We start from the raw sequence: 12908 nt of genomic DNA on the forward strand, positions 1-12908 counted from the left end.
TCCGTATCCTGTTCGTTACGCGCCCGCGGCTTCGACCGCGCGGACGTCGAGCGCTTCCTTCGGCAGCGGATCGTGCGGACGCGTCTCCAGCCAGAAGCGGTACAGCGTGTTCTTCGCCGTTTCGAGACGGTATGCGTCGGTGGCCCGCATGTCCGAGAGCGGCGCGTAGTCGTTGCCAAGCGCGAGCATCGCGGCCTGCGCGGTCGCTTCGTGCCAGACGGCGTCGTTCAGCACGGCTTCGGCGTGCGTCGCGCGCTTCGGCGTCGCGGCCATGCCGCCGAACGCAATGCGCGGCTCGCGCACCGTCTCGCCATCGGCGATGAACGAGAACGCCGCGCACACGGCGGAAATATCGGAGTCGAAGCGCTTGGAAATCTTGTATGTGCGGAACTGCAGGTTCGCGCGGCGGCCGGTGCGCGTCGGCACCTTCAGGCCAACGACGAACTCGTGCTCCGCCATGTCCTTCTTCTGATACGCGAGGTACAGGTCTTCGAGCGGCAGTTCGCGCTCGACTTCATTGCCGCGCAGCACGACGCGCGCGCCGAGCGCGATCAGGCCCGGCATCGAATCGCCGATCGGCGAGCCGTTCGCGATGTTGCCGCCGAGCGTGCCCGCGTTGCGGATCGGCAGCGACGCGAAGCGCTTCCACATTTCCGTCAGCTCCGGATAGTGCTTCGCGAGTTCGGCATACGCGCGCTCGACCGTCACGCCCGCGCCGATTCCAATCCAGTCGGCGGAGGTTTCGATGTGCTGGAGCGCCTCGATCTGCCCGACGTAGACGATATCGCCCAGGTCGCGCATCTGCTTCGTGACCCACAGGCCGATATCGGTGCTGCCCGCGAGAATGCGCGTCGCCGGTTGCGCGGCCTTGATCCGCGCGAGCGCCTCGATAGTGCGCGGCGCGTCGAACTGCTGGCCGGCGTACTCATAGTGGAAGGTGTCGGTGCGCTGGAGCGTGGCCAGCGTGCGCGCGAGCGTCGCGATATCGAGCGGCGCTTTCGGCGGCGGCGCATCGAACATGCGCACGGCCGCGTCGACGATCGGACGATAGCCCGTGCAGCGGCACAGGTTGCCCGTCAGCGCGTTGCTGATATCCGTGCGCGACGGCACGGTTTTGTTCGCGCAGGCATGCTCGTGACCGTGCTTTTCGTACAGCGACCACATCGACATCACGAAGCCCGGCGTGCAGAACCCGCACTGCGAGCCGTGACAGTCGACCATCGCCTGCTGCACCGGATGCAGCGAGCCGTCCGGCTGGCGCAGATCCTCGACGGTGAAGAGCGCCCGGCCGTCGAGCGTCGGCAGGAACTGGATGCATGCGTTGACCGACTTGAAGTTGATGCCGCCCGCTTCGTCACGCTCGCCGATCACGACCGTACACGCACCGCAGTCGCCTTCGGCGCAGCCTTCCTTCGTGCCCGTGCAGTGCGCGTCTTCGCGCAGGTATTGCAGGACGGTGCGGGTGACGGGCGCGTCGCTGACTTCGCGAATCGCGTTGCGGTGATAAAAGCGGATCGGCTGGCTCATGTCTCTTCCCTGTTTCTCTGCGTCCGTGGGGACGGTCATGCAGTTGATGTCTCGAAAACTAACACCATCAATATTCACAACCCATAGCGGCGATCGCATGCGGGGCATATCGTTGCGATGATAAATCGCTCAGGGATTTACCTCATGGGCTTATATTGAACTGTCCGTTATGGCATGTTTCTACGTTTTATATGGTTTTATGTCATACACAATTGAAGAGCATGAAGACGCGTAGCCTGGAATTTCGATAAAACCGGTTACCTGATCTGGCCTTTTTCCATTTGGCACCGTTTTCCGGCGACGGAAAATATTAAGCAAATTCTGCAGAACGTCCCATTCCATGGGAAAATCACGACCTTCTGCCGTTTTCAAGTCTCGTTTTCCCCATGTCCGTCGACTCTGCCTCATCCCGCAGCGAATTTGCGACCACGCTCCAGATCATTCCGGTCGTCTTTTTTACGTTTCTTTGCTATCTGACGATCGGCATCCCGCTTGCCGTGCTGCCGGGTTACGTCCACGACAACCTCGGTTACAGCGCGATCCTCGCGGGTCTGGCAATCAGCGTGCAGTATTTCGCGACGCTCGCCTCGCGCCCCATCGCTGGCCGCTCGGCCGATACGCTTGGGCCGAAGAAAACCGTCACCATCGGCCTGATCGGCTGCGGCGCGAGCGGCGTGCTGCTGCTCGCGGCCGTGCTGTGCGTCCACTGGCCGGCGCTCAGCCTCGGTTTGCTCGTGATCAGCCGCCTCGTGCTGGGTTTCGGCGAAAGCCTGTGCGGCACGGGCGCGATTCTGTGGGGCATCGGGCGTATCGGCATCGCGCACAACGCGCGTGTGATTTCGTGGAACGGCATTGCGACGTACGGCGCGCTCGCGATCGGCGCGCCGCTCGGCGTGGCGATCGTGCATACGGTCGGATTCGAGGCGCTCGGTTTTGTCGTGATCGCGCTGGCAGCACTTGGCTTCTATCTGGCCCGGCCGATCGCGCCGGTGCCCGTCGTGCATGGCGAACGCATGTCGTACCGCAGCGTGTTCACGCGCGTGCTGCCGCACGGCATTGGGCTCGCACTCGGGTCGGCCGGTTTTGGTTCGATCGCCACCTTCATCACGCTCTTTTACGCGGCGCGCCACTGGCCGAACGCCGCGCTTTCGCTGACCGTGTTCGGCACGCTGTTCGTCGGCTCGCGTCTGCTGTTTGCGAACACGATCCGCACGTATGGCGGTTTTCGCGTGGCGATTGCATCGTTCGCGTTCGAGTGCGTCGGGCTGCTGATGCTGTGGCTCGCGCCCGAGCCGCATTTCGCGCTGGCGGGGGCCGCGCTCACCGGCTTCGGCTTCGCGCTTGTGTTTCCCGCGCTGGGCGTCGAGGCGGTCGCACTCGTGCCGCCGGCGAGCCGCGGCGCGGCGCTTTCCGCGTATTCGGTGTTTCTGGATCTGTCGCTGGGGATTACCGGGCCGCTCGCGGGCTATATCGCGGGGGAGTTCGGGTATGCATCGGTGTTTCTGTTTGCCGCGATTGCCTCGGCCGCGGCGGTCGTGCTTTCGATGATGCTGTATCTGCGACACACGCGTGTATCGAGGGCGCCGGCCGCGCTGTGAATCCGCCGTGAATCTTCAGGCGTTGCAGTCGAGCGCCTGACAAAAAAGCCCGTGCTGATTATTTCAGCACGGGCTTTTTTGCATTTACGCGGCGCGGGCGGCGCTGCGCGATCCGTTCGACAGCGACTTTTCCAGCGCGGCGACGCCGGCTGGCAGATCGATTGCGACACCGAGATCGACCATCGTGCGACCCAGCGCGTGCAGCGTGCGGAACAGATTATGTTCGCGGCACTGCTCGCCCATCTGTCCGATACGCACGATCGGCAGGCCGAACGAGCCCGAGATTTCGACCTGATGCTGGCGCGAGATGTGACCGCAGATATCGCCGGGACTCAGGCCTTTCGGCACCTCGATGCCCACCACCGAATTCAGGCGGCATGCCGGCGGCGCATAGAGCTTGAGGCCCATGGACGCGACACCTTCCTGCAGCGCGACCGAGCATTTCAGGTGACGGGCGAAGCGCTTTTCGAGCGTTTCCGCGCAGACGAGCCGGAGCGCCTCGTGCAGCGCGAGCACGCCCGAGACCGGGGCCGTGTAGTGATACCCCGCGTTATGCCAGAAGTTTTCCGCGAGCGACGCATCGAGACACCAGTGCGCGTTCGATTGCGTCCGCGCTTTGACGCGGGCCCATGCTGCATCCGAGAACGCGATCAGCGACACGCCGGGGATCGACGAAAGGCCTTTCTGACCACCGGTGATGACGGCGTCGATGCCCCACGCGTCCATTTCGAGCGGCATGGTGCTGAGCGTACAGACCGCATCGACGATGACGAGTGCGCCAGCGGCTTTCGCGAGCGCGGCGATGTCCTTCAGGTGATGATTCCAGACCGTGTTGGACGTTTCGCCCTGCACGACCGTGACGATTTCGGGGCGCTCACGGCGAATGGCATCCGCGATCTGTTCGAGGCTGGCGACTTCGCCGTCGGGGACATCGAGCGTGGACACGTGGGCGCCGACACGGCGTCCCATTTCCGCCATCCGTTCGCTGAAGAAGCCGTTCTTGATGGCGAGCACGCGGGTGCCGTTCCACGCGAGATTGGAGATGGCCATTTCCATGGCCGCCGATCCCGGACCCGCGACGCCGAGCACCCACTTCGAGTCCGTCTGGAAGACATAACGGGCCATGGTCTTGACCTGGCCGATGACCTTGACCATCGTGGCGCCGAGATGGTTGATGACGATCGTATTCGCCTTGGCGACGGCGGCCGGAATCGGCACCGGGCCGGCGCCCATCATCAGGAGAGGTTCTTCGGGAAGGATTGCGTCGAGGGACTCGACAGTGGGGCAAGGGATGAGGGTCGACATTCAGTTCTCTGGCGTTCAGCGGATGCTTGCTGCTTTGCGGTTTGGTGCTGCGACGGGTTTTCGATCATTCACCGTTATGCGGCTTTGCGCAAGGGGGTTCGCCGGTTTTGTTGTCGACGGGCGTTGTCCTTTCGCGATGTTTTATTTAATAAAAAACCTTGAAAAATCCCGAAAGAAACGTTCTTAAAGGTGAATGGCAACAACTCTGCACTCGAACGTTCGCCTTCCCCGTTCAGGAATTTGACGAACATCATTCGATTTGGCGTTTATCGCACTTCGATGACATGCGCGGCCCATGATGGCAGCGTGGCGCACTTACCGGATGCAGACGGAAACCACATCAAACAGGCGACAGATAACGATTCCTCGTGACATTGCCCATGCCCCGAAAAACCACCAGACGCCCGGTTGAGCCGGATTTTAATGCATCGTGGATTAAAGAAAATCGATTCCGTTTTCTGCTTCGGCACAGCAACGTATCGATGTTTTTATGAAGCGAAACGTTGTTGCTGTTTTAACTAAATATTGTAATTCCCCGAAACAGCCAATATGATTTTTTGGCGACCGAATTTTCCGGCGGACCGGTGAACCAGAAAAACCGGCCGCTGCCACAGGCCCGCTGTATGGCCAGCTCCGCACGGCGTTGCCGTGTCAATACGAGGCTAGATGCCATGAACCAGATTCATGCCATGCGTGTTTTCGCGAGAGTCGCCGAAACACAGAGTTTTCGCCGCGCCGCCCAGCAACTCGAAGTCTCGAATGCCCTCGTCACGCGCTCGATCGCCATGCTCGAAGCGCATCTGCAAACCCGGCTCATCAACCGCACGACGCGCAATCTCTCCCTGACCGAGGCGGGCATCCGGTATCTGGAAGGCTGCCGCGGCCTGCTCGAAGACCTCGATCATCTGGAAAACACGGTCGCCTATGCCGGGCGCGAGCCAGGCGGCACGCTACGGATCGTCGCGTCGGGCGCGCTGTCGCTGCTGTCGCTCACGCCGCTCCTGAACGGCTATCGCAGGCTGTATCCTAAGGTGCGCATCCGCCTGACGCTTGCCGAGCGCCATGTCGATCTCGTCGAAGATGGTTACGACGTCGGCATCGTGACGGCGTTCATGGTGACGGACAAGGAACTCGTCGAGCGCCCGATCGGCACCAATGCGCTCGTGACGTGCGCGTCGCCCGCCTATGTCGAGGAGCACGGCGAACCCGCGCGGCCGGAGGACCTCGTCAACCACGCATTCGTTTCGCTGCCCGCCGAACAGCGCAGCCCGACGTGGCACTTCGCGGATGCCAGGGGGCACACGGAACAGGTCACGCTACAGCCAGCCTATACCGTCAACAGCGCGCTGATGGTGCGACTCGCGGCGCTCGCGGGAATGGGCGTCGCGATCCTGCCGTCGCAACTGGTCGCCGACGACTTCGCCGCCGGCACGCTGCGCCGCGTCGTGCCGGATTACACGGTGGACGACCCGGAGGTGAAGGTGTCGATCGTCTATCCGGGCCGCCAGTATCTGTCGGCGAAAACGCGTGCCTTCATCGATTACACGCTCGAATATTTCGGCCACGGCGAGTCCGCCAGCAATGGCGCGAGTGCAGGCATGAGCGCCGAAGCGAACGCCCTGCCCGCGCCGTCCGGTTCGATGCTCACGGATCTGCACGAAATTCCGGGCATATAGTGGATGAACCCGCCTCACGCGACGCACAGGGAGAATTGCATGCGCATGATCCTCTTCAGCAGCCGTCAGTACGACATCGATACGTTCACCGAGGCGAAACCGGCTTTCGACTTCGAGGTGCATTTCCAGGAATCACACCTCGACGCCGAGACGGCGATTCTGGCGAAGGGCTACGAGATCGTCTGCCCGTTCGTCAACGATTCGGTCGATGCCGCCACGCTGCAGGCGCTGCACGCGGGCGGCACCAGGCTCATCGCGCTGCGCTCGGCTGGCTTCAACCACATCGATCTGGCCGCGGCGGCGAAGCTCGGCATGCCCGTCGTGCGCGTGCCGGCCTATTCGCCGCATGCGGTCGCGGAGCACGCCGTCGGGCTGATTCTCGCGCTGAACCGGCGTCTGCCGCGCGCCGTCGCGCGCACGCGTGAAGGCGACTTCTCGCTGCACGGACTGCTCGGTTTCGACCTGCACGGCAAGACAGTCGGCGTGATCGGGACGGGCATGATCGGGCGCGTGTTCGGCCGCATCATGGCGGGTTTCGGCATGCGCGTGCTCGCGCACGATCCCGGCACGCCCGCCGGCGACCTGCTCGCGCTGGGCGCGCGGTACGTGCCGCTCGACACGCTGCTCGGCGAATCGGACGTGGTCAGCCTGCACTGCCCGCTTCTGCCCGCGACGTATCACCTGATCGACGACCGCGCGCTCGCGAAGATGAAGTCCGGCGCGATGCTGATCAACACCGGCCGGGGCGGCCTCGTGGAAAGCAATGCGCTCGTCGGCGCGCTGAAAAGCGGCCAGCTTGGACATCTCGGGCTCGACGTCTACGAGGAAGAAGGCGGTCTCTTCTTCGAGGATCACTCGAACCTGCCGCTCCTCGACGACGTGCTCGCGCGACTGCTGATGTTCCCGAACGTGATCGTGACCGCCCACCAGGCGTTCTTCACGCGCGAGGCGATGAACGAAATCGCCGACACCACGCTCGGCAACGTCAAGGCATGGATCGAAGGCAAGCCGCTCAACGTCGTGCAGGTCGCGCAATCAGCCTAATCCGCCTGATCCGCCCGGGAGCGCACCGGTGCCGGGGCGCCAAGTGCGGCGGCCGCGGCCGTCGCGGCTTCCAGCGTGGCGGCTTCGAGCGCGACGCGGTCTTCCCCGGAGGCGCCGCACATCTGGTGCAGCAACGCGGCTTCGCGCTCGTGTACCTCGACCGGAAAGCAGCGCGCGCCCGCCGCCGCCAGATAGCGCGCGCGATGCTGGCCGTTGCGAAACGCGACCACGCCTTCCTTTTCGAGGCCGAGCAAACCGGCGAGTCCGCGTGCGCGGCGCGTGCTCACTGTCACGTACGGCATCTCGGGCACGCGCGCATTCGCGGGATCGAGAAATTCGCGGATGCCGCGCACCTTGCCGGGGTGCCATTCGTCGACGGGCCGCAGCACGTAATCGGTATCGTCGCGATCGGCACAGGTGATGAGCCGTCGCGCGTCGACCAGCACGACCTGATGGCGCGCGCCATCGGCGGTGAAGACGCGCTTCAGGCGCACATGCCCGTAATGCGCATGGTTATTCAGCGTGACGATCCAGAATGGTTCAACCGGCGACGGCACAACAAGCGATGCGGGCAATGAGATGGACACTGACAGTACGGGCTCGATACGCCGGCGCTCTCGCGGCCGGCACGTTAAAAAAGTGGCTTACGCTACGACGTGTTGATGAAAACGGCGTGACAGTCACGCGGCGACCCTGTCCGCCGCGTCGCGCATAGTCATACCGCATCGCTTCACCGTTGTTCCTTTTTCTCTCCAGACATCGATACCGACATCGCGGAGAACCGACATGACGACCGAAACCTTCGGCGAATACGTCCGCATCGAGGCGGACGGCGCGATCGCCACCGTGGTGCTCGACCGGCCGGGGCGCCGCAATGCCGTCGACCGCCCGGTCGCCGATGCGCTCGGCGCCGCCTTCCAGCGCTTCGAGACGAATCCCGCGTGGCACGCGGCCGTGCTGTTCGGCGCGGGCGGCTCGTTTTGCGCCGGCGCCGACCTGGGCGCGCTCGCCGACGAAGCCCGCCGCAACGAACTGCACGCGGACGGCAGCGGTCCGGGTCCGATGGGTCCGACGCGCATGGCGTTCACGAAACCGGTGATCGCGGCCGTTTCAGGATACGCCGTCGCGGGCGGCCTGGAGCTGGCCGCGATGTGCGATCTGCGCGTCGTCGAGGAAGGCGCGGTGCTCGGCGTGTTCTGCCGGCGCGTCGGCATTCCGCTGATCGACGGCGGCACCATCCGGCTGCCGCGCCTGATCGGTCTGTCGCGCGCGCTGGACCTGATCCTGACCGGCCGCGCGATCGATGCCCGCGAAGCGCTCGCCTTCGGTCTCGCAAATCGCGTCGTACCCGACGGCACGGCCCGCGCGAGCGCCGAGTCGCTCGCCACGCAACTGGCCGCGTTTCCGCAGGCCGCCCTCCTCGCCGACCGTCGCTCGACGCTGGAAAACAGCCTGCTCGATCCGCTCGCGGAAGCATTGCGCCGCGAAGGCGCGGGCGGCTATGCGGCCGTCTTCGAGCAGGGCATCGCCGGCGCGGCGCGTTTCGCCAACGGCGCCGGACGGCATGGCGACTCCGTCTAGCCGCCGGAATATCGCGTGCCGGAATGCCGTCCGGCACGGGGCGTGGCAGGCCATTTGCGCCAAAAACAACAGGCTGTCCGGTCTACAGCGGGTGATTAACAGCTTAGGTACAATCACCTACTGATTTCCCCTGGCTGCCGCCTGCGCCTTTCGTCCCGAAGCCGCGCGCCCGCCTTGTCTGCCGCGCCGAAGCGCCCCATCATGCCTTTACCTCTGCTTGCCCTTGCCGTCGCCGCTTTTGGAATCGGTACCACCGAGTTCGTCATCATGGGCTTGCTGCCCGATGTCGCGCGCGATCTGTCCGTGTCGATTCCGGCCGCGGGCATGCTCGTGTCGGCGTACGCGCTCGGCGTGACGGTCGGCGCGCCGATCGTCGCCATCGCGGTGGCCAACATGCCGCGCAAGAAAGCGCTGATGAGCCTGATCGGCGTGTTTATCGTCGGCAATCTGCTGTGCGCGGTCGCGCCGGGTTACGGCGTCCTGATGGCCGCGCGCATCGTGACCGCGTTCTGTCACGGCGCGTTCTTCGGCATCGGTTCGGTGGTCGCGGCCGGTCTGGTGGCGCCGAACCGCCGCGCGCAGGCCATCGCGCTGATGTTCACCGGTTTGACACTCGCTAACGTGCTCGGCGTGCCGCTCGGCACGGCGCTCGGCCAGGCGGTGGGCTGGCGCGCGACGTTCTGGGCCGTCACCGGCATCGGCGTGCTGGCGGCCGCGGCGCTGGCCGTCTGCCTGCCCGCGAAAATCGAAATGCAGAAGGCGAGCCTCATCCACGAATTCAGGGTGCTGAAGAATCCGCAGGTTCTGATGGTGATGGGCATCAGCGTGCTGGCTTCGGCGAGCCTCTTCGCCGTGTTCACGTACATCACACCGATTCTAGAAGACGTCACCGGCTTCACGCCGCATAACGTCACGCTCGTGCTGCTGCTCTTCGGGCTCGGGCTGACTGTCGGCAGCACGCTCGGCGGCAAGCTCGCGGACTGGCGCCTGATGCCTTCGCTGATCGCGTTTCTGCTCGCGCTCGGCGTGGTGCTGACGGTGTTTGCCGGCACGATGCACGCGGCCATTCCCGCGATGATCACGATTTTCGTGTGGGGCGTGCTCGCGTTCGCGATCGTGCCGCCGCTGCAGATCCTGATCGTCGACCGTGCGAGCGCCGCGCCGAATCTCGCCTCGACGCTCAATCAGGGCGCGTTCAACCTCGGCAACGCGACAGGCGCGTGGCTCGGCGGCATGGCGATCGGCGCGGGTGTGCCGCTGACGTCGCTGCCATGGGTCGGCGTCGCGATGGTGAGCGGCGCGCTTGCGCTGACGCTGTGGTCCGTTTCGCTCGAACGCCGCGCGCAGCGCGGCGCGATGCCGGGATCGGCTGGCGCGGCGTGATTGAGGCGCCCACGGCATCCTGACCGGATACCCGACTCGCGCGAAGGCCGACTCGAACCGCTCTTCGCGCGCCACTCCTGCTCAGCGGTGCGCCGGCAGGATCTCACCCACACACGGGCCAAAGCCAACGCGATAGCCGTTGCCCTGACACCAGCCCGCGAGCGTCAGCTCGTCGCCATCCTCGATGAACGCGCGCGTGCCGCCACCATGCAGTTCCAGCGGTTTCTGACCGTTCCACGTCAGCTCCAGCAAGCTGCCGGATGAATCGCCGGTCGGGCCGCTGATCGTTCCCGAACCCATCAGATCACCGACGCGCGTGTTGCACCCCGACACCGTGTGATGCGCAAGCTGCTGCGCCATCGTCCAGTACATGTGCCTGAAGTTGGTGCGCGAAATCGTGGTCGGTTGCGATGCGTTTCGCGGACGCAACATCACTTCCAGCGCGATATCGAACGCGTGCTCGCCCGCATGACACAGATAGTCGAGCGGCTTCGGCTCCTGCGCGGGCTGCGCGACGCGGAACGGTTCGAGCGCATCGAGCGTCACGATCCACGGCGAGATCGTCGTTGCGAACGTCTTTGCGTTGAACGGGCCGAGCGGCACGTATTCCCATTGCTGGATGTCGCGCGCGCTCCAGTCGTTCAGCAGCACCATGCCGAAAATGTGCGACTCGGCGTCCTCGCACGCAACCGGTTCGCCCAGCGCGTTGCCGCGTCCAATGATGAAGCCCGTCTCCAGTTCGATATCCAGCTTGCGACTCGCGCCGAACACCGGGCGCTCCGCGTCGGGCAGCTTCAGTTGTCCGTTCGGCCGGCGCACCGGCGTGCCGCTCACCACCACCGACGACGCCCGTCCGTTGTAGCCGATCGGCATCTCCGACCAGTTCGGCAGCAGCGCGTTCTTCGGGTCGCGGAACATCGAGCCGACGTTCGTCGCATGTTCCTTCGACGAATAAAAATCCGTGTAGCCCGGAATCTCGACCGGCAGATGCAACGTGGCGCCAGCGAGCGGTATCAGCGCGCGCGCCTGCAGCGCCGGGTCGTCGCGCAGCGCGGGCGTCGCCGTGTCGCGCGCGAGCAGCGCGCTCAACTGGATACGCACGCTGCGCCACGCGTCCTGGCCGAGCGCGATGAAATCGTTGAGCGAATCGCGTTCGAACACGCTGTTGCCGGCGGCTTTTCCGTCTGCGGAAAGTTTCAGCAACCCGGCCTGCCCGAGCGCGGAAAGATCGACGACGCAATCGCCAATCGCGACGCCAACCCGGCGCGTTGCGTTACGCGCGTCGCTGAAAATGCCGAACGGCAGGTTCTGGATCGGGAAATCGCACTGCGGTGCGTTCGCCGTTTCGACCCAGCTTTTGCGCGACGCGTCGAGCGTCGCCTGAAGATCGCCCGATGCGTTCATCGTTGCTCCGGATTGAAGTGTTTCGTGAGACCTTGCCAGCACTCGAAGTAATCCGCCTGAAGCTGCGCGGTTTCGAGCGCAAAGCGCGTCGGCTTGATGAGCGTGCGGGTTTCGAACATGAAGGCCATCGTGTCGCCGACCTTGTGCGGCTTCGACGTGTCGCTGTGCGAGGCCTTTTCGAACGTGCCCGCATCCGGACCGTGTCCGGACATGCAGTTGTGCAGGCTCGCGCCGCCCGGCACGAAGCCCTCGGCCTTCGCGTCGTACACGCCATGCACGAGACCCATGAATTCGCTCGCGACGTTGCGATGAAACCAGGGCGGCCGGAACGTGTCTTCGGCGGCCAGCCAGCGCGGCGGGAAAATCGCGAAATCGATCGTGTCGACGCCCGGCGTGTCGCTTTGCGCCTGCAGCACGAGAAAAATCGACGGATCCGGGTGATCGAAGCTGATCGAGCCGATCGTGTTGAAGCGCCGCAGGTCGTACTTGTACGGCGCATAGTTGCCGTGCCACGCGACCACGTCGAGCGGTGAATGGCCGATGTCCGCACGCCACAGGTGGCCGTTCATTTTCGCGACCAGTTCGAACGCGCCTTCACGGTCTTCGTACGCGGCATGCGGCGTCAGAAAGTCGCGCGGATTCGCGAGGCCATTCGAGCCGATCGGACCGAGATCCGGCAGACGCAGCTGCGCGCCGAAGTTCTCGCAGATGTAGCCACGCGCGGTGCCGTCCGGCAGCGTCACGGCAAAACGCACGCCGCGCGGAATCACCGCGATCTCGAACGGCTCGACGTCGATGCGCCCGAGTTCGGTCGCGATGTGAAGACGCCCCTCCTGCGGCACGATCAGCAGTTCGCCATCGGCCGTGTAGAAGTAGCGGTCCTTCATCGGGCTGTTCGCCGCATACACATGGATCGCGCAGCCGTTCATGCTTTCGGCCGAGCCGTTGCCGGCCATCGTCACCCAGCCGTCGATGAAATCGGTCGGCTCCACGGACATCGGCAGCGGGTCCCAGCGCAGCTGGTTGGGCGGCGTCGGCGGAACCTCGGCGAAGTTCGCGACGAGGCTGTGCGACGGCACCGGCGTGAACGGCTGATGCACGGCCGCCGGCCGGATGCGGTACAGCCACGAACGACGGTTATGCCCACGCGGCGCGGTGAACGCCGTGCCCGATAGCTGCTCGGCGTACAGCCCGTAGGGCGCGCGCTGCGGCGAGTTGCGGCCCGTTGGCAGCGCGCCGGGCAACGCTTCAGTGGCGAATTCGTTGCCGAAGCCGGACTGGTAGCCCGGCTCGATTTCGTGTCGCGTGGAATTGCTCATGCGGATTCTCCGTTGATGCCTGATGCGCGATGCGTTTGATGCGTCCCGATCCTTAATTTACGAATAGTAAA

At 64.6% G+C, this 12908-nt stretch carries 10 protein-coding genes; 5 read left to right on the forward strand and 5 right to left on the reverse strand.

The genetic code is table 11. The features are described 5' to 3' along the window. Nucleotides 1-15 precede the first annotated feature (15 nt). Complete coding sequence (gene xdhA / locus BLV45_RS09960; RefSeq protein ID WP_090532275.1) at nucleotides 16-1527, reverse strand: xanthine dehydrogenase small subunit; 1512 nt, start codon at nucleotides 1525-1527, stop codon at nucleotides 16-18. Nucleotides 1528-1913: 386 nt separating this feature from the next. Between xdhA and BLV45_RS09965 the strand changes: the two genes are divergently transcribed. Next, nucleotides 1914-3125 carry an MFS transporter gene (locus BLV45_RS09965; protein ID WP_090532276.1) on the forward strand — a complete coding sequence of 404 codons (1212 nt, stop codon included), beginning with the start codon at nucleotides 1914-1916 and terminating at the stop codon, nucleotides 3123-3125. A gap of 84 nt (nucleotides 3126-3209) precedes the next feature. Here BLV45_RS09965 and BLV45_RS09970 read toward each other — a convergent pair whose 3' ends face one another. Then, nucleotides 3210-4430, reverse strand: coding sequence for a pyridoxal-phosphate-dependent aminotransferase family protein (locus tag BLV45_RS09970; protein ID WP_090532278.1), 1221 nt, complete (start codon nucleotides 4428-4430; stop codon nucleotides 3210-3212). Nucleotides 4431-5101: 671 nt separating this feature from the next. Between BLV45_RS09970 and BLV45_RS09975 the strand changes: the two genes are divergently transcribed. Together BLV45_RS09975 and BLV45_RS09980 are read left to right on the forward strand one after the other, a co-directional pair. Then, entirely contained in the window at nucleotides 5102-6106 is a 1005-nt protein-coding gene (locus BLV45_RS09975; protein WP_090532280.1) for a LysR family transcriptional regulator, read from the forward strand. A 39-nt stretch (nucleotides 6107-6145) separates the two neighbouring features. Further along, nucleotides 6146-7150, forward strand: coding sequence for a 2-hydroxyacid dehydrogenase (locus tag BLV45_RS09980; protein ID WP_090532281.1), 1005 nt, complete (start codon nucleotides 6146-6148; stop codon nucleotides 7148-7150). Here the strand turns inward: BLV45_RS09980 and BLV45_RS09985 are convergent. After that, the gene (locus BLV45_RS09985; RefSeq protein ID WP_407671001.1) at nucleotides 7147-7743 is read right to left on the reverse strand and encodes a plasmid fertility inhibition factor family protein; all 597 of its coding nucleotides are present in this window, start codon (nucleotides 7741-7743) and stop codon (nucleotides 7147-7149) included. The genes BLV45_RS09980 and BLV45_RS09985 overlap by 4 nt on opposite strands. A 193-nt stretch (nucleotides 7744-7936) precedes the next feature. Here BLV45_RS09985 and BLV45_RS09990 point away from each other — a divergent pair, with 193 nt between their 5' ends. Both BLV45_RS09990 and BLV45_RS09995 read left to right on the forward strand, forming a co-directional pair. Continuing rightward, a complete protein-coding gene (locus BLV45_RS09990; protein WP_090532283.1) occupies nucleotides 7937-8731 on the forward strand; it encodes a crotonase/enoyl-CoA hydratase family protein in 795 nt (264 codons plus the stop codon). A gap of 201 nt (nucleotides 8732-8932) precedes the next feature. Beyond that, nucleotides 8933-10114, forward strand: coding sequence for an MFS transporter (locus tag BLV45_RS09995; RefSeq protein WP_090532867.1), 1182 nt, complete (start codon nucleotides 8933-8935; stop codon nucleotides 10112-10114). 81 nt (nucleotides 10115-10195) lie between these two features. On the opposite strand, the gene fahA is transcribed toward BLV45_RS09995, so the two are convergent. Together fahA and hmgA are read right to left on the reverse strand one after the other, a co-directional pair. Then, nucleotides 10196-11518, reverse strand: a complete 1323-nt coding sequence (gene fahA / locus BLV45_RS10000; RefSeq protein ID WP_176954115.1) for a fumarylacetoacetase — start codon at nucleotides 11516-11518, stop codon at nucleotides 10196-10198. Then, nucleotides 11515-12837: a homogentisate 1,2-dioxygenase gene (gene hmgA / locus BLV45_RS10005; RefSeq protein ID WP_090532287.1), complete on the reverse strand. Its 1323-nt coding sequence runs from the start codon at nucleotides 12835-12837 to the stop codon at nucleotides 11515-11517. The genes fahA and hmgA overlap by 4 nt, the downstream gene beginning before the upstream one ends. Nucleotides 12838-12908: the final 71 nt, after the last annotated feature.

The sequence above is a fragment of the Paraburkholderia sartisoli genome, from assembly GCF_900107685.1.
Taxonomy (GTDB): Bacteria; Pseudomonadota; Gammaproteobacteria; order Burkholderiales; family Burkholderiaceae; genus Paraburkholderia; species Paraburkholderia sartisoli.

Coding starts and splice junctions, on each gene's coding strand:
- BLV45_RS09995 (WP_090532867.1), top strand. CDS start 8,933: ATGCCTTTACCTCTGCTTGCCCTTGCCGTCGCCGCTTTTGGAATCGGT.
- xdhA (WP_090532275.1), bottom strand. CDS start 1,527: ATGAGCCAGCCGATCCGCTTTTATCACCGCAACGCGATTCGCGAAGTC.
- hmgA (WP_090532287.1), bottom strand. CDS start 12,837: ATGAGCAATTCCACGCGACACGAAATCGAGCCGGGCTACCAGTCCGGC.
- fahA (WP_176954115.1), bottom strand. CDS start 11,518: ATGAACGCATCGGGCGATCTTCAGGCGACGCTCGACGCGTCGCGCAAA.
- BLV45_RS09965 (WP_090532276.1), top strand. CDS start 1,914: ATGTCCGTCGACTCTGCCTCATCCCGCAGCGAATTTGCGACCACGCTC.
- BLV45_RS09970 (WP_090532278.1), bottom strand. CDS start 4,430: ATGTCGACCCTCATCCCTTGCCCCACTGTCGAGTCCCTCGACGCAATC.
- BLV45_RS09975 (WP_090532280.1), top strand. CDS start 5,102: ATGAACCAGATTCATGCCATGCGTGTTTTCGCGAGAGTCGCCGAAACA.
- BLV45_RS09990 (WP_090532283.1), top strand. CDS start 7,937: ATGACGACCGAAACCTTCGGCGAATACGTCCGCATCGAGGCGGACGGC.
- BLV45_RS09980 (WP_090532281.1), top strand. CDS start 6,146: ATGCGCATGATCCTCTTCAGCAGCCGTCAGTACGACATCGATACGTTC.